Source organism: Hymenobacter wooponensis (assembly GCF_004745865.1).
Classification (GTDB): domain Bacteria; phylum Bacteroidota; class Bacteroidia; order Cytophagales; family Hymenobacteraceae; genus Hymenobacter; species Hymenobacter wooponensis.
In genome coordinates this window covers 131,219-153,232 of sequence record NZ_SRKZ01000002.1, presented here as the reverse complement: position 1 = coordinate 153,232, position 22,014 = coordinate 131,219, and the positions used below count along the sequence as shown (strand labels likewise).

General features: G+C 57.2%; 17 protein-coding genes and 1 riboswitch. Of the genes, 6 read left to right on the top strand and 11 right to left on the bottom strand.

From position 1 onward, the window contains the following. Positions 1 to 105 precede the first annotated feature (105 nt). From EU557_RS06785 to guaB, 6 genes are all read right to left on the bottom strand, one after another. Positions 106 to 1,494 carry a peptidylprolyl isomerase gene (locus EU557_RS06785; protein ID WP_135529675.1) on the bottom strand — a complete coding sequence of 463 codons (1,389 nt, stop codon included), beginning with the start codon at positions 1,492 to 1,494 and terminating at the stop codon, positions 106 to 108. 261 nt (positions 1,495 to 1,755) lie between these two features. Further along, entirely contained in the window at positions 1,756 to 4,074 is a 2,319-nt protein-coding gene (locus EU557_RS06780; protein ID WP_135529674.1) for a peptidylprolyl isomerase, read from the bottom strand. A 181-nt stretch (positions 4,075 to 4,255) separates the two neighbouring features. Then, complete coding sequence (locus tag EU557_RS06775) at positions 4,256 to 4,669, bottom strand: ATP-binding protein (protein ID WP_135529673.1); 414 nt, start codon at positions 4,667 to 4,669, stop codon at positions 4,256 to 4,258. A gap of 23 nt (positions 4,670 to 4,692) precedes the next feature. After that, a complete protein-coding gene (locus EU557_RS06770; protein WP_135529672.1) occupies positions 4,693 to 5,022 on the bottom strand; it encodes an STAS domain-containing protein in 330 nt (109 codons plus the stop codon). 14 nt (positions 5,023 to 5,036) lie between these two features. Beyond that, positions 5,037 to 7,136 (bottom strand): PP2C family protein-serine/threonine phosphatase, encoded by a 2,100-nt coding sequence (locus EU557_RS06765; RefSeq protein ID WP_135529671.1) that lies wholly within the window; start codon positions 7,134 to 7,136, stop codon positions 5,037 to 5,039. 213 nt (positions 7,137 to 7,349) lie between these two features. Beyond that, complete coding sequence (gene guaB, locus EU557_RS06760) at positions 7,350 to 8,822, bottom strand: IMP dehydrogenase (RefSeq protein WP_135529670.1); 1,473 nt, start codon at positions 8,820 to 8,822, stop codon at positions 7,350 to 7,352. Positions 8,823 to 9,292: 470 nt separating this feature from the next. On the opposite strand from guaB, the gene EU557_RS06755 reads away from it, so the two are divergent. Beyond that, complete coding sequence (locus EU557_RS06755) at positions 9,293 to 10,138, top strand: oxidoreductase (RefSeq protein WP_135529669.1); 846 nt, start codon at positions 9,293 to 9,295, stop codon at positions 10,136 to 10,138. A 78-nt stretch (positions 10,139 to 10,216) separates the two neighbouring features. Here EU557_RS06755 and EU557_RS06750 read toward each other — a convergent pair whose 3' ends face one another. From EU557_RS06750 to EU557_RS06740, 3 genes are all read right to left on the bottom strand, one after another. Then, entirely contained in the window at positions 10,217 to 10,909 is a 693-nt protein-coding gene (locus tag EU557_RS06750; protein ID WP_135529668.1) for a hypothetical protein, read from the bottom strand. Positions 10,910 to 11,178: 269 nt separating this feature from the next. Continuing rightward, the gene (hrpB, locus tag EU557_RS06745; RefSeq protein ID WP_135529667.1) at positions 11,179 to 13,707 is read right to left on the bottom strand and encodes an ATP-dependent helicase HrpB; all 2,529 of its coding nucleotides are present in this window, start codon (positions 13,705 to 13,707) and stop codon (positions 11,179 to 11,181) included. A gap of 75 nt (positions 13,708 to 13,782) precedes the next feature. Further along, entirely contained in the window at positions 13,783 to 14,106 is a 324-nt protein-coding gene (locus EU557_RS06740) for a rhodanese-like domain-containing protein (protein WP_135529666.1), read from the bottom strand. Positions 14,107 to 14,240: 134 nt separating this feature from the next. Between EU557_RS06740 and pnuC the strand changes: the two genes are divergently transcribed. From pnuC to EU557_RS06720, 4 genes are read left to right on the top strand one after another with little or no spacing between them, the layout of a single operon-like run. Beyond that, positions 14,241 to 14,867, top strand: coding sequence for a nicotinamide riboside transporter PnuC (gene pnuC / locus EU557_RS06735; RefSeq protein ID WP_167855113.1), 627 nt, complete (start codon positions 14,241 to 14,243; stop codon positions 14,865 to 14,867). Continuing rightward, entirely contained in the window at positions 14,867 to 15,421 is a 555-nt protein-coding gene (locus EU557_RS06730; protein WP_135529664.1) for an AAA family ATPase, read from the top strand. Before pnuC ends, EU557_RS06730 begins: the two co-directional genes overlap by 1 nt. Before the next feature lie 27 nt (positions 15,422 to 15,448). Further along, positions 15,449 to 16,324 carry an aldose 1-epimerase family protein gene (locus EU557_RS06725; RefSeq protein WP_135529663.1) on the top strand — a complete coding sequence of 292 codons (876 nt, stop codon included), beginning with the start codon at positions 15,449 to 15,451 and terminating at the stop codon, positions 16,322 to 16,324. Positions 16,325 to 16,337: 13 nt separating this feature from the next. Then, positions 16,338 to 16,769, top strand: a complete 432-nt coding sequence (locus EU557_RS06720; RefSeq protein ID WP_135529662.1) for a GNAT family N-acetyltransferase — start codon at positions 16,338 to 16,340, stop codon at positions 16,767 to 16,769. A gap of 180 nt (positions 16,770 to 16,949) precedes the next feature. Here EU557_RS06720 and EU557_RS06715 read toward each other — a convergent pair whose 3' ends face one another. Next, on the bottom strand, positions 16,950 to 17,195 hold the full coding sequence (locus EU557_RS06715) for a hypothetical protein (RefSeq protein WP_135529661.1): 246 nt from the start codon (positions 17,193 to 17,195) through the stop codon (positions 16,950 to 16,952). A gap of 202 nt (positions 17,196 to 17,397) precedes the next feature. Continuing rightward, positions 17,398 to 17,505: riboswitch (TPP riboswitch) on the top strand. A 58-nt stretch (positions 17,506 to 17,563) separates the two neighbouring features. Here EU557_RS06715 and EU557_RS06710 point away from each other — a divergent pair. After that, positions 17,564 to 20,047: a TonB-dependent receptor gene (locus tag EU557_RS06710; protein WP_135529660.1), complete on the top strand. Its 2,484-nt coding sequence runs from the start codon at positions 17,564 to 17,566 to the stop codon at positions 20,045 to 20,047. Between the two features lie 149 nt (positions 20,048 to 20,196). Here EU557_RS06710 and EU557_RS06705 read toward each other — a convergent pair whose 3' ends face one another. Then, positions 20,197 to 21,936, bottom strand: a complete 1,740-nt coding sequence (locus EU557_RS06705) for an APC family permease (protein ID WP_135529659.1) — start codon at positions 21,934 to 21,936, stop codon at positions 20,197 to 20,199. Positions 21,937 to 22,014 lie beyond the last annotated feature (78 nt).

The following is a 22,014-nucleotide window of genomic DNA, read 5'->3' as shown; positions in this document are numbered from 1 at the left end:
GAAGTGATGAGACGCCCACTGTCGGGCGGAAGCTGCACATGCAGCTTTAAAACACTAAAAGACATGAGAAGCCCTGCTTCCCATGTCTTTTAGTTCACTTCGGTCTTAGTTAACGGTAGTCAGTACTTGACAGTCGGCGTACTGCGGGTCTACCTCCAGATATACCGTGTTGCGGTTGGCGGCAAACCACTCATCCAGCGCCTTGTTCTTTTTCTCGTTGAGAGCAGCAGCGGCAATCTTCTGGTAGTCGTCGGTGAGGTTGGCCTGGTGAGGCGGCGTGTTCGACTTCAACCACAAAATGCGCATGGCATCCTTGCCATCATCGGTACGGTAAGGCATGGGTGCCGTGATGCTGCCCACCTTCATAGTATCAATGGCGAAGAAGATAGCGGGGTCTAGCTTGTCGAGGGGCAAGTAAGAGCTGCCGTCCTGGCGGTTTGCAATCAGGCCACCATTGCCGCTGGTTAGTTTATCCTCCGAGTTGTCCTTAGCGGCTTTAGCAAACGTAATACTGTCGCTGAGGATGCGGCGGCGAAGCTTGGCCAGTTCCTGAGCGGCTTCATTCGCATCGGCGGCGCCGGTTTCAGGTTTTAGCAGGATATGACGCGTGCTGAAGCTGTCGCCTTTGCGCTCAATGAGCTGAATAAGGTGAAAGCCAAACGGCGACTCCACTACCGGCGACAGTTGACCGGGCTCTAGGCGCAGGGCGGCAGCCTCATACTCAGGTACCAGCTCGCGGCGCTTAAAGAAGCCCAAGTAGCCACCTTCAGCCGCCGAGCCGGGGTCTTGAGAAAACTGCTTGGCTAGGGTAGCAAAGTCTTCGCCGCCCTGGATGCGGGCCCGCAGCTCGTTGAGCTTGGCCTGGGCAGCTTGCTTCGCCTTGGTGTTAGTCTTAGCAAACCGGATGATCTGGCCTACTTCTACCTCTGTAGAGTAGTAGGGCAGGCTATCCTTGGGAATCCGGTTGAAGAACTGGCGCACTTCGCGGGGAGTTACCGACACCTTGCCGGAAATTTTCTCCTGCATTTCCTGCTGCACCAGCTGCTCTTTCACCTGCACACGCAACTCTTCCTTAAGTTGCTTTACAGGCTTGTTGTAATACTCCTCCAGCTTCTTCTCCGAGCCGATCTGCTGGATGAAGTAGGCCATGCGGCGGTCTAGCTCGCTTTTCACCCGCGAGTCTTCCACCACTACCGAGTCGGTCTCGGCTTTGGCCAGCATGAGTTTGTTTAGGGCTAAGCTCTGCAGAATCTGGCAGCGCAGGTTGGGGGGCAGAGGCTTGCCTTCGGCGCGGGCCTGCTCCTGGGCGTAGAGAGCTTCCACGTCGGAGCGCAAGACAATCTGGTTGTCGACCTTGGCCACAATGCCATCGAGAACCTGACGGCCAACGGGGCGTGCCAAGCCCAGCTGTGCGTAACTAGCCGTAACCGATGCCGCCAACAGGGCCGCACTCAGGAGCACCCCACGGGCCGACGTATGCAAAAATTGAATCATGGAATTTTTACCAAGTAATGCCCGCATGAGCGCGTAAGCTCCGCAGGCCAGACAGCAGGCAAAACGCCAAAAGCCGCCCGTAAATTTCATCATAAATACTTTCTCTGGCAAAAACAACCCGAGGCCTCATCAGCGGCAGTGTGTTTGGGAGAAGAGCCTGCCAGCTGGCCTAGCGTTGCATGCCAGAAAAAGAAGATAGGAGCCCAAATGGTTTTCTAGTCCATTCAAGCTCCTATCAGCCATTGCGGGCGTTCTAGGCCACTATTGCTTTGTAATCAGCTTGTCTACCTCGGCCTGATTAATTTTAACTGGGTACTTCTCACGCAGCTGGGTTACCCATTCTTTCTCCAGGTAGTTCTGGTAGTCGGAGGTGGCCTGGCCACGGGCCTCGTTAAGAGTTTTGGGGCCAGCCGGCAGTTGCTTCTCTACTTGCACGGAGTAGTAGCGGCCGTCTTGCTGCGTGGTGTACGTGCCGGGGGCACTGCCCATGAACTGATCTACTGCCTTGTTGTCGCCCTTCTGGAAGCTGCGCTGCTGCACCTGCACCGACAATGGGTTCTGCTCATTCAGCAGGGCTTCCAGAGCGGCAGGGTTGGTGGTGGTTATATCAAACGTTACGTTGCTGGCAGTGGCGCGGGTGTCGGACGTAGCGGTGAGGCGGGCGGCGTTGGCTCCTTTGCTGCGCAGGTAGGCCACTACGCGGTCGGCGCGGCGGCGGGCCAAGGCGGGCGTTTCACCTTTCTTACTGTGGCCTACAACAGTCGTGCGGGTCAGCGTTGCGTCGTTTGCCAAGCGGAAGGCCAGTTCATCCAAGGCAGGCACTGCAGCTGGCAGCTCAGCCGAATTAGCTTTGAATGCAACTGGCACTGGTAGGCCACTCTTGAGCGGGTAGCTGCCGGCTTTCTGCAGCTGCTGGGCCTTAGCCAGCAACTGGGGCGAGGCCGCACTGATTACGGTAGCCTGAACGCGCGGCTCCCACTGGTACTTGGCCTGGTTGGCGGTAAAGTACTGCTGCAGGCCTACAGTATCCTCAATGGCTTTGCTCCATACCTTCTCATCCATCAGCTGGAAAAGCAGAATACCATCTCGGTATTCCTTCACCAGCATGCGGTAGTCCTCGTACTTGTTTTCCAGGTTGGCTTTTTCATACTCCGTCAAGCTCTGGTCCACGTACTGGTCGTAGAGCTGCTGCATGGTAAAGCGAGCATCGGCCCCGGGCCGCGGCTTCTGGTTTTGCTGCACGTAGGCCAGGAAGTCGGATACCAGATAAGGCTTGCTCTGAATGGTGAACAACGTTTGGCTGTCGCCGCCAGCGGCTTTCTTGCCTTTAGCAGGCGCTGCAGCTGGGGCCGGGGCCGTGTATCGGAAGCGGCCGTTCACCACGGCTGTGTCGGCTTTGGCGAAGGCATAGTCCTTGCCGGCCGAGTTCTCCGTAAAGTTGTTTTCCGTGCGTACGCGCTTCAGGAAGGCGGCTCGGTTTAGCTCGGCCCGCGAGTCTTTGGCCACCTTGCTTTTCAGCGTGGGCTCCATGGCCTCAAAGGACGGAACAGGCTGCTTTTCAATCAGACGGATAATGTGCCAGCCGTAGGGCGTCTGCACGGGCTTAGATAGGTCGCCGGGCTTCTGAAGCTTGAAAGCGGCTTCCTCGAAGCTCGGAATCATGCGGCCCGTACCGAAGGGCGGCAACTCCCCGCTGTTGGCCGCCGAGCCGGCGTCTTCCGAAAACTGCGCTACCAGCTTCTCCCAGTTCTCCTTGCGCTGCGTGAGGCGGCTGTAGAGTTCATCTACCTTCTTCTTGACGGTAACCGAGTCAGCCTTGGGCATACCCGGCGTGGTCCGAATCATGAGGTGGGCCACCTTGATTTCGCCCTGAGCGGGGCGCATATCATTCACCTTGATGATGTGGTACCCGTAGCGCGTGCGCACCGGCTGCGACACTTGGCCTACGGGCGTGTTGTAGGCCACTGACTCAAACGGATACACCATTTGCATGGCGGTGAAGTACCCCAGCTGGCCACCATTGTCGCGGGCTGAGGGGTCTTCAGAATTCTCACGAGCTACTTTATTAAAATCTTCACCGCCCGTTACGCGCTGGCGCAAAGCCATTATGCGCTGGTACACCGCCAGCGTATCCTTGGGGTCGGCGTCGGGCTGAACCCGAAGCAGGATGTGTGAGGCGCTTACCTCCTTGCTCATGCGGTCGTAGGCCTCTCGCACCAGCTTATCCGTCACGCTTTTTTCGGTCAGGTAGGGCTGGGCCAGCTGCTGCTTATAGCCGTCCAGCTCACGCTTGAAGGCTTGCGTGGTATCCAGGCCGCGCTGCTCGGCTTCCAGTACCTTAAGCTTAAAGTTGGTGTAGAGGTCGAGGTACTCGGCTACGCTGGCTTTGGTGCCAAACTCAGGGGCCGAGCTGTTATTCTTACGATATACATAGCTAAACTCCGACGTAGGAACCTGGGTGGAGCCAAGAGTTTCTACAACGGGCTGCTTGGCAGCAGCGGTAGTAGGTTTTGTGGTTTGGCAGCCGGCCAACAGCGCGGCGGCGGCAGCCGTACCAGCAAACAAAAAGCGGTTGTGCATACAGGAGGAAAGTATTCTTCTAAGCGCTCAAGCCGGCCGGAGTGTGCCCCGGACGTGGACGGCTGACCAACGCAATTTTACGGATTTTTTTCCGCCGTGCGGAGTTCGGCAATTTGCCAGCCAAGCATAAAAAAAGCACCCTAGAGTTGGGGTGCTTTCTTTTCTATCGTTAAAACGAAGCTTACGCTATTTTCTTGTACAGTCGGCAAATATTGTGGAGCCCTTCAGTGGTGAACTCCACGCGGTCCATGATGCGGTTCACTAGCATCATGCCTACGCCGCCCTTCTTGCCAATCCGGACGAACTCATGCAAATCAGGCTCGCGGTAGCTGGATGGAGAATAGCTCGTTGAACTTTCGTCTTCGAGTTCGATGCCAAATTCTCGCTCCTGCATCGTGAGCCGTACATCCAGAAACCGAGATTCGTCTTCGCTGTTGCCGTGAATAATGAGGTTGGCCACTACTTCATCGACCGCCAACACAATTTGGTTGATATGCAGCTCAGAGAGCTGGTAGTGTTCCAGAAATTCGCTCACAAAGTCACGCACTACCTTCAGGTTGCGGCGAGTGCAGCTGACTCTTATAGCGTTTTTCATTCTCTCCTGATAGTCCCGTAGGATTAAATAGCGGTGGCCTCGGCCTCTGACGGTACAATCGTCAAGAGAGAGTCTAAGCCTAGAATTTCAAATACGTTGTGCACTTTCTCCTGCATGTTGAAGAACACCAGTTTCACGCTGGCGTCTTGAAAGCGCTGCAGGTGCGAAATAAATACACCTAAGCCGGCGGAAGAAATGTAGTTCAGGCGCTGGCAGTCGATTAGGACCTTCTGGTTCTCCAGAATAGAAGGTTGGTTTAGTTCTGTGTCAAGCAATACGGACGAGCTAGCGTCCAGTTCGCCATCAAGAACCAGGGTGAGCGTATGGTCGGTGGTGTGTTGGTTGATTTTCATATCCCAAGGCTACGTTAAAGGGGAATATCGGGTTGGGAAGCCCGGAATTTAATGACGAGCAACGTCTGATCGTCATGCATGGGCTGCCCGCGGCTAAACTCCTCTAAATCAGCCAGGATCTTTTCTTTAATAACGGCCGCGTCCATGTAATAGGTTTGCTCCAGCATAAACTGGAGGCGGTCTTCGCCATACTCGTCACCGGCCGCATTGCGCGCTTCCACAATGCCATCGGTGTAAATCACCATTACGTCGCCAGGGTTGTAATCGTAGAACTGGTTCTTGATGTGTTTCTCGTAGGAGTCGTTGCGAATGATGCCTAGGCCGAGGCCAGCCGTATGGAAGTACGATACCTCTTCCTTGATGGAATGGTAGTACAACGTGTGGCAGTGACCAGCCCGGGCAAACACAAATCCGCCGTGCTCATAGTCGATAATATAGAGCGATGCCGTGATGAAGGCCGCTTTCTCTAAGCAGCGGGCGAGGGCATTATTGGCCTGCGCCATAAACTTGCTGGGCACCGGAAATTTCTCCCGCTCATTGCGCGCCAGCGGGTTTTCCTGCATCAGCGCATGGAAAATGCCCTTCATCTGAGCCACGTGGAAAGCCGCCGTGATGCCCTTGCCCGAAACGTCGCCGATAAGCACGGCCAAGCGTCGGCCGGGTAAGTGCAGGAAGTCGTAAAAATCACCACCTACCTCTTTAGCCGCCTGAGCGTGCGAGCTGATTTCAAACCAGTTGTCGATGGGTAGATCTTTCGGAATCAGGCTGTCCTGCACTGAGGAGGCAATCTTGAGCTCCTCTTGCACCAGCTGGTTCTGAATAGAAGCCTGCATCAGCTGCAGGTTTTCAATGCTGAGTACCGTCTGGCTCGTGAAGGTCTGCAGGATGCTCAGGTTCTCGCGGTCGAAGCCCTGGCGCTGCTCCTTGAGCATGTAGAGCGCGCCGTACTGACGCTTGCTAGAGCGCAATGGCATTACAATCAGCGACCCATACGGCAAGTCTAAACTCCGGAAACCAGCGCTGTTTTGCAGGTCGTTATTGAGATACTCAATGTGGCCTAGGTTATACTCCGTTAGCAGCCGCTGAATGGCGGCGGCTTGCTCGGGACTAATATGGTAGTGCTGCCCCGAGTAGTCGATGCCGTCGATGCTTTCTACTTCCAGCCAGGCTGCATCGGCCTCCACCGTTTGAATGGCAGAGTCGAAGAGCATGCGGTACACTTCCTCGGGCGTCTGACTTTTTTGAATGAGCTGAGTAAGACGTTGCAGGCTGAGTATCTCTTCGCGCTTCTGCTCAAATACGCCGGCGGTTGGCAGATTGAAGAACGTAACCATCAGCCCCATAAAGGCATAAAAAGCCGCGAAGAAGGCGTTTAGCACCAGGAAAGCGTGCTGCGGAGCCGGGGCTACCAGCAATGGGTCGTACTGAGTTTGCAGGAAATAGGCTGCAAATACGCCCATGGCCACAATCACGCCCGACTGCAGCAGCACGGCCTGAATCTTCTGGCGCCGGTTGAGGTAGGCCACCCATTTCTGGTGACTGCTGATATACACGCCCAGCACGGCCAAACCACCCAACAAGGCGGTAGTCATGCTATACGGCAACGACCGAGGCACCAAGCTCAAAAGCAGCGTAATGCCCAGCAGCAATTCAAACCACTCCCAAATACGGCGCAGGCGGGCCGATGAGCGGAAGAGCACCAAGGAGCGCCAGCTGTAATTGGTGCGGGCAAGAAAGAGAATAAACAGGCCTACGTTTACGGTGTAAAGCACCGTGAACAACAGCGGGCTGGTGCCGGGCATCTCGGCTTTTAGAAGCCGTTCTATTAAGTGCAGCAGTACACACACGGTGGCCAGTAGACCAGGACCGAAAAGCAGATTTCGCAGGAGGCCTACAAAATCAAGGCCACGCAGGCGGTCGGGGCGGGCGCGCTCCTGCAAGAATACGGCAGCGGCAAACACTGCCTGCACCCCCAGTAGCAACCAACCCGGAGGGGTACCAACTCCTGGTGCCAGCGTAGGGCGGGCGTAGAGAAGCGTACACACCAAGAGCCCAACCCAACTAAGCAAGGCGAATGGTTGCATAAAGGAAGATGACTTCCGGGAGAGGGACATGAATCCGGGTTAAGTACAGAGGCCTAGAAACCAGTGAGCGGGCCAAAAGGACAGCCAAGATACAGGGCTGAAGGCTAACTCTTATCGTGTACTAACGAAATTAGATGTTGCCCACAACTTAAGGCACTGGCAATGCGGCTTCAATGGAAACAAATTTGCCGATGACCCGCAAAGGCCATCGGCAAAACCTGTGAGCACCAAGCTCAACCGTAATTAGCGGCTGCTGTAGTTGGGAGCCTCGCGGGTGATCTGCACGTCGTGGGGGTGCGACTCGCGCAGGCCCGCGCCCGTGATGCGTACGAAGCGGGCGGTTTGCAGTGCCTCAATAGTGGCCGCTCCGCAGTAGCCCATGCCAGCGCGTAGGCCACCCGAGAGCTGGTAAAGAACTTCCGAGGCCAACCCTTTATAGGGTACGCGGCCAACGATTCCTTCTGGCACCAGCTTCTTCACGTCGTCCTCGGCATCCTGGAAGTAACGGTCTTTCGAGCCTTCTTCCATGGCTTCAACTGAGCCCATGCCGCGGTAGCTCTTGTACTTGCGGCCTTCGAAGAGCGTCACCTCACCGGGCGCCTCTTCGGTGCCGGCGAGCAAGGAGCCAATCATGATAGTACCAGCACCGGCAGCCAGCGCCTTCACCACGTCACCGGAATACTTAATACCACCATCGGCAATCAGTGGAACGCCAGTGCCTTCTAGGCCACGGGCGGCCTCTAGCACAGCAGACAGCTGAGGTACACCAATACCGGCAATAATACGGGTGGTGCAAATGGAGCCGGGGCCTACGCCCACTTTCACGGCATCGGCACCGGCATCAGCCAAGGCGCGGGCACCTTCGGCGGTAGCCACGTTGCCAGCAATTACCTCCAGGTTGGGGAAGCGCTGCTTGATGTTGCGCACCGCATCTAGTACCCCTTTGCTGTGGCCATGGGCCGTGTCTACGCTTACCACGTCTACGCCGGCTTCTACTAGTGCGGCAATGCGGTCCATGAGGTCGGCGGTTACGCCTACGGCGGCACCCACACGCAAACGGCCAAACTCGTCTTTGCAAGCGTTAGGCGTGCGGCGGCGTTTCCGAATGTCTTTATAGGTAATGAGGCCTACCAGACGACCTTCGGTGTCTACTACGGGGAGCTTCTCTACCTTCGACTCCTGCAGAATGTCCTCGGCTAAGTTCTGGTCGGTACCGGCATCGGCGGTTACCAGATTCTCGCTGGTCATCACCTCCGACACGGAGCGGGTCATGTCTTTCTCGAAGCGCAGGTCGCGGTTGGTCAGGATGCCTTTCAAGCGGCGCTGATCGTCCACAATCGGAATACCCCCGATGTTGTTGTTGCGCATCAGCTTCTTGGCATCGGCTAGGGTAGCGGTTTCTTCCAGCGTGAAGGGGTCCAGGATCATGCCACTCTCTGAGCGCTTTACCCGGCGCACAAGCTCGGCCTGGGCCTTGATGCTCATGTTTTTGTGAATCATGCCGATGCCACCTTCCTGAGCCATGGCAATAGCCATTTCGGCTTCCGTCACGGTGTCCATTGCCGCAGAAACGAAGGGAAGCTTGAGCCGGATGTTGCGGGTGAGCTGGGAGCTGGGGTCGGCGTCGCGGGGCAGTACTTCCGAATAACCGGGCAGTAGCAGGACGTCGTCGTAGGTAAGCGCCTCGAAGGCAATTTTGGCAGCGTGGTCGGCCATGGCAACAAGTAGGTTAGGTTCCGCTTATTGCCAGGTAAAATTACGTCGAATAATTGGGTTTCCGATTGTAGACCTTCTTATTTCCAAATTGTGCTTGTGTTAATTCTTGCGTGTATGCTGAGCAAAGCAGCAAGAGTTGCTTAGTACGGCCTACAAATAAAAAGCCCCAGTGAAGTTCACTAGGGCTTTCCGCTGAGGGGAGTTGGTGGGACTAGAAACGGGAATAGGGCTGCCCCAGTAGCACTGAGGCTGATGCTTTTACATAAAGCGCACAAATTTGCGCCCGTTACATGAGCAGAACATGAATGCACTCTATCAGCTGAAAATGATTCAGCTGCTGCAAGGCGGTGGTTCGGGAAAGTCAGGCCAATTCTAGGCCACTCAAAACCCTGGGCTATTTCGGGAGTTATAAGTCCCAGCCAGCCGAAAATAGCAGGTTGGTTTTCTCTCATTAATCCCCTCTGAATTTCATGGCAAGCACTAAAACCTGGTTTATTACTGGCGTCAGCACCGGTTTCGGTAAAGAGTTAGCTGAATATTGCCTCAGCAACGGCGACAAAGTGGCGGCCACCTTCCGCAAGCAGGAGCAGGCCGACGAATTCACGCAAAAAGCCGGTGAAAACGGGCGTGGCTTTGTCTGTGATGTAGTGCATGAGCAGCAGGTGCAGCAAGCCGTACAGGCCGCCATCCAGCACTTTGGGCAGCTCGACGTCATCGTGAACAATGCTGGCTACGGCTCCTTGGGCAGCATCGAAGAAATTGATGACGCTGAGGTGCAGCGGCAGTTCGACGTGAACGTGTTTGGGCCGTTGCGCGTGCTGCGGGCCGTGCTGCCCCACCTGCGCGAGCGGAAAAGCGGCCACGTACTCAATATCACCAGCATCGGGGGCCTGAAGACCTTCCCCGGCGTGGGCGTGTACAACGCCAGCAAATTTGCTCTGGAAGCCATTGGTGAGAGCCTGGCCCAGCAAGTAGCACCGCTCGGCATTAAGGTTACGAACATTGAGCCCAGTGGCTTCCGCACTGAATGGGCCGGCAGCTCAGCAACCTATGCCGATACCAGCATTGAGGATTACCGCTCCACTGTGGGCGAGAACCTAAAGGGCATTCAGAGCTACAGTGGCAAGCAGCCCGGCGACCCGCAGCGCGCTGCTAAAATCATGTTTGATGTAGTGCGCCAAGAAAACCCGCCCCTGCATTTGCCCCTCGGTAAAGCGGCCGTGAAAGGGGCCCGCGAAAAGTTTACTGGCCTAGTGAAAGAACTGGAAGCCGTGGCCGACCTCGGCGACTCTGCTGACTTCCCGGCCGGTGAGTAGTTAGATCTGCTTCAACAAAAAGCCCCGCAGTTGCACACTGCGGGGCTTTTTATTTAGATATGAAATAAGCCTGGCTTGTTAGAAAGCAGCGCCGATACTTAGTTGAAACTCGCGGATGCGGTATTCGGCATCGTAGGTGTAGGGGCCGTTTAGCACACCTTCAAAGTGTGAAGCACCCGGGATTAGCACATTATAAGGAGTGTCGGAAACCGTAGCAGAAAGCAGCAGCCGGTCGTTGGTGAAGTACAGGCCGGGCTGAATAAAGGTGTAGCTGTACCCGTCTTTGCTAAGATTCACCATTTGCCCTACTGCTACTCCGGGCATGAGGTGACCAGATGCACCAATATTGAATTGATAGTGAATGCCCCAGTCGGCGCGGGCGCGGGTTAGCAAGCGGCTGATGTGCTGATTTTCATAAGCTGTGATAATATCGTTTATAATCGTTTGGGTATAGCCGGTTTTGTAGTTCAGATGCTGCATATCCAACCCTAGCGTACCCGATAGCACCACGTGTTCCGAAAGAGGCTTAAATGCTTTTACCTGCATGAAGCCCGAAAACGTGTTTCGAATAGTCACTCTGCGGTCGGCTTCGGAGAAGGAGGGCGAGGTTGACTGGGGGCGGTAGGTTCCGCCGTAAGACATAGCACGGAAGTCGCTGATTTTTGGGCCTGCCTCGAAGTAAAACCGCCACTTGGTAGCATCCTGAGCCGCAACGGGTCGGGCCATGTGCAGGAAGATACCAAGCAAGGCAAAAGCGAAAACGTGTTTCATAACGGTCAAAAGAATTGGGAGGACGGATACGGATGGGAGGACAAGAATAAAGACTATAGCAGGCAAAACTTCAGGTCAGAGAAGGAAAAGCGCCCTCCAGGACGAAAAATACTGGTAAACCAGTAGGCTCAGAACCAGCTCTGCATCGAGCGCTGCGTAGGTTGACTTATCAGTTGCAGACGAATAGTTAACAGCTGCCCTACTGAGCAATAAGCATGGAGAACTAGGCTAGGCCAGTTGGCTAGCTAACAAAGCCGATGCTTGGTGGCCTACAGGCCATTCTGCTTTTTGGTACCCCGAATGGCTTGCGCCTCCAATGGGTTTTCGGGCCAGTAGTGTTTGGGGTAGCGGCCACGCAGCTCCTTACGCACCTCAAAGTAACTGCTGGTCCAGAAGCTGGGCAGGTCGCGGGTGACTTGGGCCGGGCGGTAGCCAGGCGAGAGCAAGTGCAACGTGAGTGGCACGCGGCCACCACCTACCGTGGGCGTATCCAGCAGCCCAAAAACTTCCTGCAGCCGCACGGCCAGCACCGGCGCCGTTGGCTCAGAGTAGTCCAGCCGGATGTTGGAGCCAGTAGGTACTTCGAGGTGGGATGGAGCTAACCGGTCGAGTTCCTGGCGCTGCGCCCAGCCACCGGGAAGGCGGTTGAGCAGGGCCTCACCTAGGTCTACCCTGCCTAAATCCGTCAGAGATTTTACGTTGGTGAGGTAGGGCCCCAGCCAATCCTCCAACTCATCCTGTAGCTGCTCATCTGCAACGCTAGGCCAGGTGGCCGGAGCCACATGATGCAAAAATGCCAGCCGCTCCCGCATATGCGTGGCGGCCTCGCTCCAGGGAAGGCGGCTAATGCCTGCGGCCCGCAAAGCGCCTAGTAGGGCCGATGTAATAGCTTCGGGGCTGGGATTGGGTAAGTTAGCTTCTGATAAAACCAAGGCGCCCAGGCGACGCAGGCGGCGCGCTACTACGCGGCCCGTGGCATCATCCCAGCGTACTTCCTCCAGGGTTTCTATCAGTGCTGCGAAGTGCTCTTCCAGCTCTGCCTTGCTTAACGGAGCTGCTAGGCCAGCTCGCGGTTGAGCAGCGGTGCCATCCAGCGCCGCTACGGCAAAGAACACATCCTGGGAGCTAAAAAACTCGGCGGGCAGCAGGGCGCGCTGGCCCGTTATCAGGCGTACGCGCTCTGGGGTTTCCCGCTGGCCTAGGCGGTCGGGGTAGGCGAGGGCGGCAAGCAGCCCCGCTACATCTGGCTCTATTTCTCCCCGTACGCCGGCGCGGTTGCGGAGCACGGCAGCGGCTTCGCGTACCCGGCGCACCGCTCCGGCATCGGGCTGCAGGCCAGGGAGTGGGGCCCGACCCGTTGCCAAAGCTTCCAGGCGCAGCCGCAAATCCGGCGGACCAAAGGACCCATCTGCGGGGCGTAGAATGTCGCGCTCGGTGAGCAAAGCAGCCAGGGCACAAGCCGTAGCGCCGTGGCCTATTTCCTTGCCACGCACTACCAAGTGCGCTAGGCGAGGGGCCAAGCCTAGGCCTGCCAGCAGGCGGCCGTGAGCCGTGGGCTGACCATCGGGCGTGAGGGCTTGGAGGCGCACCAGCAGCTCGCGGGCCTGGGCTAGAGCCGGGGCGGGCGGGGCATCGAGCCAGCGCAGGGCCGAGGCGTCGCGGGCTCCCCAAAGAGCTAGCTCCAGGGCCAGGGCGCTAAGGTCGGCGGTAAGAATTTCGGGGGCGAGATGGTGGGGGAGCTGCTCAAAGTCGTGGGCGGTCCAGAGGCGGTAGCAGGTGCCTGGCCCCAAGCGGCCGGCACGGCCCCGGCGCTGGTCGGCGGCGGCTTGGCTTACGGGCTCGGTACCCAGGGTGGTAAGGCCGGTGCGCGGCTCAAAGCGCGGCACGCGGGCATAACCGCCATCTACTACAATCGTAACGCCCTCAATAGTTAAGCTGGTTTCGGCGATGCTAGTGGCCAGCACTATTTTGCGGCGCCCACGAGGGGCCGGGCGCAGGGCCGCGTCCTGCTGCTCAGCGGGCAGCTCCCCGTGCAGCACGTGCACGTCAATACTATCAGGCAAGGAGGCAAGCTTATCTGCGACGCGGCGCTGGTCGGCTAGGCCAGGTAAAAACACCAGCACATCGCCGGTGGCGTGTTCCGCCAGAGCCTCGCGGATAATGACTGGCGTGAGGTCCTGCAGCTTCTCGTGGGGCCTGCGGCTGGCGGTGGCAGCTCGTGCCGGGCTCAGGTAATGTGTTTCTACTGGAAACATGCGGCCCAAGCTGCGCACTACTGGCGCCCCCAACCAAGCGCCCAGCCGGTCGGCATCCAGCGTTGCCGACATTACCAGCAGGCGTAAGTCGGGCCGCAACACGCTTTGGGCATCCAGCGCCAGTGCTAGGCCTAGGTCAGCCTGCAAACTGCGCTCGTGAAACTCATCGAACAGCACTGCTGCTACGCCCTCCAGAGCCGGATCGTCTTGGAGCTGGCGGGTCAGAATCACCTCCGTAACTACCTCAATCCGGGTTTGCGCTGACACTTTGCTTTCTAGGCGCATGCGGTAACCCACCGTTTGTCCCACGGGCTCACCCAACAGCTGGGCCATGCGCGTGGCCGCTGCCCGGGCCGCCAACCGCCGCGGCTCCAGCACAATAATGCGGCCTCCTTCCCGCCACGGGGCTTCCAGCAGGGCCAGCGGCACCACGGTAGTTTTACCGGCACCGGGCGGAGCTTGCAGCACAGCTATAGCAGAAGTCTCCAACGTTTGGAGCAACTCAGGTAGCGCGTCTTTTATCGGGAGGTCGGGGAGGAGCATAGCATATAGTTCAAGCATTTTAGCCCACCTCCCCGCAAACTTTGCGCGGAGGTATTCAGCGGAGCTGACGTAGGCCTAGTACACCGCTACCGACGGATCGACGCGGGTGCTCCAGGCATGAATGCCGCCGCGCAGGTTCAGGAGGTTGGTCATTTCGTGGCGGTGCTGCAGGTAGGCCAGCGCCTGCATAGAGCGCACCCCGTGGTGGCAGATGAGCACCGTAGGCCTATCGGGGTCAATTTCTTCTGCCCGGCTGGCCAACTCACCCAGCGGAATCAGGTGGCTGCCCTCGATGCGGCAGTACTCGTACTCCTCCGGCTGGCGCACGTCGATGAGCTGGAGGTCGTCGCCGCGCTGCAGGCGGGTGTGCAGGTCTTCGGGGGTGAGGTCAGGAATCATAAAGGGCAAGGCTGGCGGGGAAGAAAAACCGAGAGCAGCCGCAAAATTAACCCGTGGCGGGTTAGCTTTGGTCTTTGCCGCGCCACCCAACCCCAGAAGAGTGGCCTAGCTTGATCCTAACAGTGCTTTTGGTTTTGTCGCAGTCGTTATACGAACTCTGGACCTCCGCCGCGGGAAACACGCCCCTGGAGTGGGTAGCCGTACTCACCGGTTTTGCCTGCGTATGGCTGGCCGCCCGGGAGTCGCTCTGGAATTTTCCCGTGGCCATTTTCAGCTGCGCCTTATACATAGTGGTGTACTTTCAGCAGGCTCTGTATTCTGATAGCATGCTGCAAATCATGTTTATCGGCCTGAGCATGTATGGCTGGTATGAGTGGCTATATGGCGGGCGTAGCAAAACGGAGCTGCCTGTTTCGCACACACGGCGATGGGAATGGCTGGTATGCGGGCTGTTTATACCCGCTTTCACCTTTGGCTTTGGCTACTACTTAGATAACTATACACAGGATACGGTGCCTTACTGGGACAGCTTTACCACGGCTGGCAGCTTAGCGGCGCAGTTTCTGATGATGCGCAAACGCCTGGAAAATTGGTGGCTTTGGATAATAGTTGACATCATTTACGTGCCTATTCTGTGGCACAAGCAGCTTTACCCAACCAGCGTACTTTACGCGGTGTATCTGGGCTTAGCGGCCTACGGGTATTGGGAGTGGCGTCAAGCGCTGCGTAAGGCCGAATCTTCTTCTCTACTGCCGGCCTGATGCTGCGAATTGCCCTAACTGGCCCCGAATCGACGGGGAAAACTACCCTGAGTCGCCAGCTGGCCGAGCAGTACCACACTGCTTGGGCCCCGGAGTATGCTCGCCAGTACCTGGAGGAGCGCGGCCCCGAGTACACTCTCACCGACCTGGAGGCAATAGCCCGCGGGCAACTGCAGGCTGAAGAGGCAGCTATGCAGCAAGCCCAGCAGTTAGGCAAGCCCGTGGTCTTTCTGGATACCGACTTATCAGTGATAAAGATCTGGGCGGAGCATGCGTTTGGGCAGTGCCCCGAGTGGATTCTGCGCCAGATTGCCCAGCACCACTACGATTTGGTGCTGCTGCTAAACGTAGATTTACCCTGGGAGCCCGACCCGCTACGGGAGCACCCCAACCACCGGCAGTATTTTTACGACCTCTACCAGCGCGAATTGCACAGTCAAGTAGCGAACTTTGCCGAAATAAGTGGAACTCCGGCCCAACGCCTAGCGCAGGCCTGCTTTCATGTAGACGAACTGCTGCAGGCGGCCGAATCTTCCCGCCCCAATTCCGCGTAAGGCCGCTGACCGCTACTTGCTATCGAAATGACGTATTTCCTTGAAAACGAACAGTGCCGCGTAGGGATCAACTCCCACGGGGCCGAGCTCAGCAGCTTCATCCGCAAGGACCTTGACCAGCTGGAGTACATCTGGGAGGGCGACGCTGCCGTGTGGGGCCGCCATGCACCGGTGCTGTTCCCCATTGTGGGCCGCCTGCCGCAAGATGAGTTCCGCTACCAGGGCCAGACCTACACGCTAGGCCAGCACGGTTTTGCCCGCGACCAAGAGTTTCAGGTGCTGAACCATTCTGGTACGGCCGTAGCCTTCGAGCTGCGCGCCAATGAAGAAAGCCGCCGCAAATACCCCTTTGACTTTGTGCTGCGCATCAGCTACCGGCTGGCGGGTACCATGCTCACGGTGGGGTGGGAGGTAGGAAACCCCAGCTCCGCCGAGCTGCTGTTTAGCATTGGCGCGCACCCCGCGTTCCGCTGCCCTTTAGTTGAAGGCGAAACTTTTGAGGACTACGACTTCGTTTTCGATCAGCCGGTAACCGTTGAGCGGCATTTGCTGGAAGGCGGCCTCCTGAACGGGAAAACCGCAGCCTTGCTGGAGGAGCAGCAAACCCTACCCCTGAGCTACCCCCTATTCGCCGACGATGCGCTGGTGCTGAAGCATTTCGACTTCACCCACGTAACCTTGCGCAGCCGCCGCTCTGGCCGCGGGGTGCGGGTGCGCTTCGATGGTTTCCCGTTCCTAGGCCTGTGGACCAAGGGCGCCAATGCGCCGTTTGTGTGCATTGAGCCCTGGCACGGCATTGCCAGCTCCACCACCGACTCGGGTGAGCTAGCCGACAAAGAAGGAATTCTGACGCTGGGCCCCCATCAACAATTTCTCACTTCCTACAGCATCACTGTTGAGTAACCTTTTGGCCTGAATGTCAAACCAAGTACAAATTCGCCCCATTACGGCCGCCGAAACCTATCCGCTTCGTCACCAAGTGCTCTGGCCCCAGGAGTCGCCAGACTATATTAAGCTGAACTACGACGAGCAGGGCCATCATTTTGGGGCCTTCTACAACAACCAGCTGGTATCCGTCATCTCCCTGTTTATTGATGGCAATGTGGCCCGCTTCCGCAAGTTTGCCACCCGCCCCGACTGCCAGGGCCAGGGCATTGGCTCAAAGTTGCTGCGCCACGTGCTGGAGTACGCCCGTACCAAAGGCGCCCAGCGCATCTGGTGCGACGCCCGCGCCGTGAACGAGGCCTTCTACCGCGCCTTCGGCCTGGAGCCAGAAGGCAACCGCTTCTACCGCGGCACCATTCCTTACATGCGCATGGCCCGCGACCTGAAAGAGCCGGTGCTCTAGGCCAGTAACAGGCGCATGGCCCACCGGCCGAGACCATAATACACTAGAACGTCATGCGGAGCGCAGCCGCAGCGTCTTTACCGCAGTGCTTACAGTTGATTAGCTCCGGTAAAGACGCTGCGGCTGCGCTCCGCATGACGTTCTTTTTGATTTTAGATAGAGAAGTATTCCCTGGCTGGCCTAGAGCAGCATGGGCTCAGTAGGGCGCACGGGCGTACGAGTGGGGCGGCCGTAATCGGGCTCCCAGTCGTTGATAGGACGGGTGATGCCGGGGGGCAGGTCAAGGTCGGGCAGGCCATCATCGAGCGGTTCACCGCCCTCATCGTCGTTGTCGGGGGAAGGGGGCTGCCGAAACCGACGGCGCGGCGAGAGGAGGAAGTAGACCAAAATGGCCAAAACCACGAGCATGTAAACAATGATGTTCATGGTGAAAGAATAATTAAAAGGTCGGACGGGATGGGACGCAGCGAGCTATAGCAGAATAACGGAGGCCGCGTGCGAGTTGTTTTTGTTTAGGAAGATTTTCTGAAGGTCTGAGTCCTGCCTAAGTTACGTGATTATCAGGCGAAAGTAAAGTAAGTGTAAGCTCGCTGCTGATAACTGGCCTAGGCATGCCTACCTTTGCAGCTATAAGTTTTAGGGGTGCCTCTAGGCCAGTATGGCCGTAGCGGCTGAGATCATACCCATTGAACCTGCCCGGGTAATGCCGGCGAAGGGAACAAACGATCCGCGAACGAAACACCGAAGGTGCCGACCCCTGGCGCCGGGTCCGTTCCACCTTTCCAGTTGCATTGTTGAAAAATGTACTAACCACCGGAGTAGCCATTTTGGCGCTTACGGGCTCGGCATGGGCGCAAGGCCCCGTGTCCGGCACCATCCGCGATGCTGGCACCGGCACCGCCCTGCCTGGGGCTACCATTTTGCTTGATGGCTCGGCCGTGGCGGCCGCAGCCGATGGCTCGTTCACGCTGCCCGCCGTGGCAGCTGGCGCTCATGAGCTGCGCATCACGTTTGTAGGCTATGAGCCACTGGTAAGCCGGGTGCTAGGCCAGGAGGCGCCCCAGCAACTGCAGCTCACGTTGCAGCCTGGCGGCATACTCACCGGCGATGCCCTCGTTACTGCCTCCCGCGCCAATGAGCGCACGGCCACAGCTTATACCAACGTAAGCAAGCAGGAACTGGCCAAGCGCAACTTCGGGCAGGACCTGCCTTATCTGCTCGATCAGACGCCTTCCGTGGTAGTAAATTCCGACGCCGGCGCCGGCGTGGGCTACACTGATATCCGCATCCGGGGTACCAGCAACACGGGCATCAACATGACCATCAACGGGGTGCCCCTGAACGATCCGGAATCGCGCGGCTCGTTTCTGGTGAACCTGCCTGATCTGGCTTCCTCCGTCAGTAACCTGCAGGTGCAGCGCGGTGTAGGCACCAGCCAAAACGGCGGCGCGGCTTTCGGGGCCAGCATCAACATTTCGACCCTGGAAAACCGTCAGGAGGCCTACGCCGAAACCCAGAACACCTATGGCTCCTTCAATACCTGGAAAAACAACGTGTCGTTCGGGACGGGCCTACTGGGCAAGCACTTCACCGTAGATGGACGCTTGTCGCGGATTGCGACGGACGGGTACATGAACCGCGCTTCTTCAGATCTGAAGTCGTATTACCTATCGGCGGGCTACCAAGCCAACAACACGCTGATTAAGTTCATCACCTTCTCGGGCCGCGAGAAAACCTATCAGGCCTGGAACGGGGTGCCTGAGCCTGCCATTACCGGCAACCAAGCATTATTGCAGCAGTTCATCGACAACGGGGAGCTGAGTGAAGCCGATGCTGAGCGGGTACGCCGCGAAGGCCGCCGCTACAGCTACTACACCTACGACAACCAGACCGACAATTACCAGCAGAACCACTACCAGCTTCACCTTTCTCAGGGCCTAGGCCAGGACTGGAATATTGGGGCAGCGCTGCACCTCACCCGCGGCTTTGGCTACTACGAGAGCTACCGTGCGCGGCGCAAATTCACAGATTACGGCTTGGAGAACGTGGTAATTGGCGGCCAAACCATTACCCGCACCAACCTGGTAGACCAGAAGTGGCTGGATAACTATTTCTACGGCGGCACCTTTGCCCTCAACTACCAGCCTAAGCAGAATGACAAGCTGCAGGCCACGCTGGGCGGCGCCTGGAACCGCTTCACCAATGACCACTACGGCGAGGTAATCTGGGCTCAGTATGCGTCTAACAGCAATATCCGCCAGCGCTACTACTTCAACGACGCCACCAAGACCGATTATAACGGCTACGCCCGCGCCACCTATCAGGTGCTACCGCGCCTGGGCGTGTACGCCGACTTGCAGCTGCGCCACATTGCGTATGACATCAATGGCGTAGAAGACGACCAGAACGACGTAACAACCCGCGCCCGGTACACCTTCTTCAACCCCAAAGCCGGCGCTACCTTCTCCCTAGGTGAAGGGCAGCAACTCTATGCCAGCTACGCCGTAGGCCAGCGTGAGCCCGTTCGTGCGGATTTCACCGACCGCCCCGCCGGCGACCAAACTGCCAAACCCGAGCGCTTAGAAGATTACGAAGGCGGCTACCGCTTGTCGTTGCCAAATACCAATTGGCTGGGCACCAACACGGCCGTGCGCTTCGAGGCCAACTATTTCTACATGCACTACCGCAATCAGTTGGTGGCCACCGGCCAGCTGAACGATGTGGGAACGGCCCTGCGAACCAACGTGGCGCGCAGCTACCGCACTGGCCTAGAACTAACGGGCTTTGCCTCGGCCAATGACCTACTCAGCCTGAGCAGCACGCTCACTTTGAGCCGTAACCGCATTCTGAACTACCGCGACGTGACCTACGATGCCGACTACAACCCTGTAGTAGCGCCAGCAGGCCGGACCACTGCAGTATCATATTCACCGTCGGTAGTATCAGCACACACGCTGGAAGGGCAGCCGCTGAGTGGCCTACGGGTGGCCCTGCTCTACAAAACTGTTAGCCGCCAGTACCTCGACAACTCCACCAGCGAAGACCGGCGCATCAAGCCTTATCAAGTCCTGGATTTCCGGGTGCGCTATGCCATTCATCCGGTGTTTGCGAAGGAAATTGAGTTAGGCCTGTTGGTGAATAATGTACTCAACCGCCGGTATGTGGCCAACGGCTACACCTACGGCTACCCCGATGCCAACGGCTTGCAACAGACCTTTAATTGGTACTTCCCCCAAGCCACGCGTAACTTCTTGGCTTCAGTAGGGGTGAAGTTTTAGGAGTCATCCTAAGCTCAGAACAGGAGTTCATTCCCAAGTTTTCGGTTCTTACATCAACTAAACAGCCCTTACCTCCGCTAGGAGGTAAGGGCTGTTTAGTTGGAGCTTGAAATAGTTGGTTTGTTATGCTCCCTTGTGGCAGGTCTTGATCAAATAATGAGCCGCACGCCGCCCAACTCGGAAATCTGGTAGGGGAACCGGTCGCCGGGGGAGCCGATAAACATGAAGTTCTTGGGTATATTCCATTCTTGAGAGAGCCTATCAATAAGTTCCGGTCCGAAGCGGCCAGGCATGGTCACTACTTCTACCTCAATCTGTTCATACGCCCGGTCTAGCACCCGGATATCGTTCATGAGCTCCTGGGGGAAGGTTTCGCCCTCCTGTAGCATTGTCACAATTTTGAGTCGGGTAGTAAACTCGTTTTCAACCACGTAGGCCATCACCTTATTAAGGTTCGAAACGTTGTCGCCCTTGGTGAAAAACACGAATTCCTGCTGGTGCAACTGCCGCAGCTTGCGCCGGATACGCAGCCGCGCTATCCGCGAAAACCGGGGAGAATGCTCCGTAAACGACTCTATAGCCGCTAGCGTGAGGTTCAGGATGGCGGTTCGGTTGAGCATCACATACACCAGCACCATGGCAGGCAAAAAGTACTGCAGAAACACAATCAGGTAATCGGGGTGCAAGCGGACGTTGCCATAGAGGGCCAGCAAAATGCTGAACAGCGCCACCGCCACCGTAACAATACCCGCGTACACTGGCCGCGGCAGGTTGGGGCGCTTGCGCTTGAGCAGAAAGTTGCCCAGCGCAAAAAACGCCATCACCGATAGAAATGAAATGGTATATACTCCCGACAGTGGCCCCAACTGCCCATTGGTAATCAACAGTACCGATACGCACAGCAGGAAAAAGATAATCAGGATCAGGTAGTTGCTCTTGCGCTTGTTCTCCTTCAAGAAAGACTGCGGTAGAATGCGGTCGAGGGTCATGCGTTTCATCAGGCCGCTCACGCCCACAAACGAGGTGAGCACGGCTCCGCTAAGCACTGCCACGGCATCTATGGAAATGAGCGTGCCTAGCCAGCGGCCACCAGTTTTGGTGCCTAAGTAAGAAAGAAGCGTTTCGGTGTTAGGCCCAACCTCCGCCAGTGGCAGCGCCGCTACTGCCAAAAAGGCAATAACCGGATTGAAGAAGCTCACCACTACCCACATGTTGCGCAGGGTTTTCCCAAATACGCCGGGGGCCTGTTCTTCTACAAAGTTCGCGGAGCTTTCAAAGCCCGAAATACCCAACATAGCTGCACTAAACCCAAAGAACAGGGCCGTCAGCAGATGGCCACCCGGTACGGGCTGCGCGAAGTTGAAGGAGAGTGTACCAATGCCGTTGGTAGCCAGAAACCAGATGGTAGCTCCCACCAAGAGCGTAAGCGACGTCAGGTGCACTAGGAAAATACCTACTGCCACTTTCGCCGACTCGGAGATGCCCAGAATAGTGAGGGCCAAAAACAGGCCTAGCAGCCCCAGCGTAGCCCCAATGATTGGTAGCCCATGCCAGAGCGTGTGCAAATAGTGCATGGCCTCGCTGGCAGAAATTACGGCCGTGGCCATGTACGACAGAATGGTGAGGCAGGCTGCCAAGGCGGCATTACGCTTGCTGGTGGTGTTAAGCAGCACATTGTAGGCACCGCCATTTAGCGGTAGCGCCCCCACTACTTCACCGTAAATTTTGCGGAACAGGAATAATACGGCCCCCACCAGCAGCAGCGCCACCCAGGCATACTGCCCCGCATAAGCAATGGCCAGCGCCGATACGTACAGGCAGGACGAGGAGATGTCATTACCGCAAATGGCAGTGGCCTCAAGCTCGTTTAACTTCTTTTCGTGGCTCATAAACAGGTGGTAGCAGCAGGGTAGTAACCACTACTACGCAAAGAAAAATTTTGTATCGGTGCAGGCTGACAATACGTG

Coding starts and splice junctions, on each gene's coding strand:
- hrpB (WP_135529667.1), bottom strand. CDS start 13,707: ATGCTCCTCCCCGACCTCCCGATAAAAGACGCGCTACCTGAGTTGCTC.
- EU557_RS06725 (WP_135529663.1), top strand. CDS start 15,449: ATGACGTATTTCCTTGAAAACGAACAGTGCCGCGTAGGGATCAACTCC.
- EU557_RS06730 (WP_135529664.1), top strand. CDS start 14,867: ATGCTGCGAATTGCCCTAACTGGCCCCGAATCGACGGGGAAAACTACC.
- EU557_RS06750 (WP_135529668.1), bottom strand. CDS start 10,909: ATGAAACACGTTTTCGCTTTTGCCTTGCTTGGTATCTTCCTGCACATG.
- EU557_RS06780 (WP_135529674.1), bottom strand. CDS start 4,074: ATGCACAACCGCTTTTTGTTTGCTGGTACGGCTGCCGCCGCCGCGCTG.
- EU557_RS06785 (WP_135529675.1), bottom strand. CDS start 1,494: ATGATTCAATTTTTGCATACGTCGGCCCGTGGGGTGCTCCTGAGTGCG.
- EU557_RS06705 (WP_135529659.1), bottom strand. CDS start 21,936: ATGAGCCACGAAAAGAAGTTAAACGAGCTTGAGGCCACTGCCATTTGC.
- EU557_RS06765 (WP_135529671.1), bottom strand. CDS start 7,136: ATGTCCCTCTCCCGGAAGTCATCTTCCTTTATGCAACCATTCGCCTTG.
- EU557_RS06740 (WP_135529666.1), bottom strand. CDS start 14,106: ATGATTCCTGACCTCACCCCCGAAGACCTGCACACCCGCCTGCAGCGC.
- EU557_RS06775 (WP_135529673.1), bottom strand. CDS start 4,669: ATGAAAAACGCTATAAGAGTCAGCTGCACTCGCCGCAACCTGAAGGTA.
- guaB (WP_135529670.1), bottom strand. CDS start 8,822: ATGGCCGACCACGCTGCCAAAATTGCCTTCGAGGCGCTTACCTACGAC.
- EU557_RS06755 (WP_135529669.1), top strand. CDS start 9,293: ATGGCAAGCACTAAAACCTGGTTTATTACTGGCGTCAGCACCGGTTTC.
- EU557_RS06770 (WP_135529672.1), bottom strand. CDS start 5,022: ATGAAAATCAACCAACACACCACCGACCATACGCTCACCCTGGTTCTT.
- EU557_RS06720 (WP_135529662.1), top strand. CDS start 16,338: ATGTCAAACCAAGTACAAATTCGCCCCATTACGGCCGCCGAAACCTAT.
- EU557_RS06715 (WP_135529661.1), bottom strand. CDS start 17,195: ATGAACATCATTGTTTACATGCTCGTGGTTTTGGCCATTTTGGTCTAC.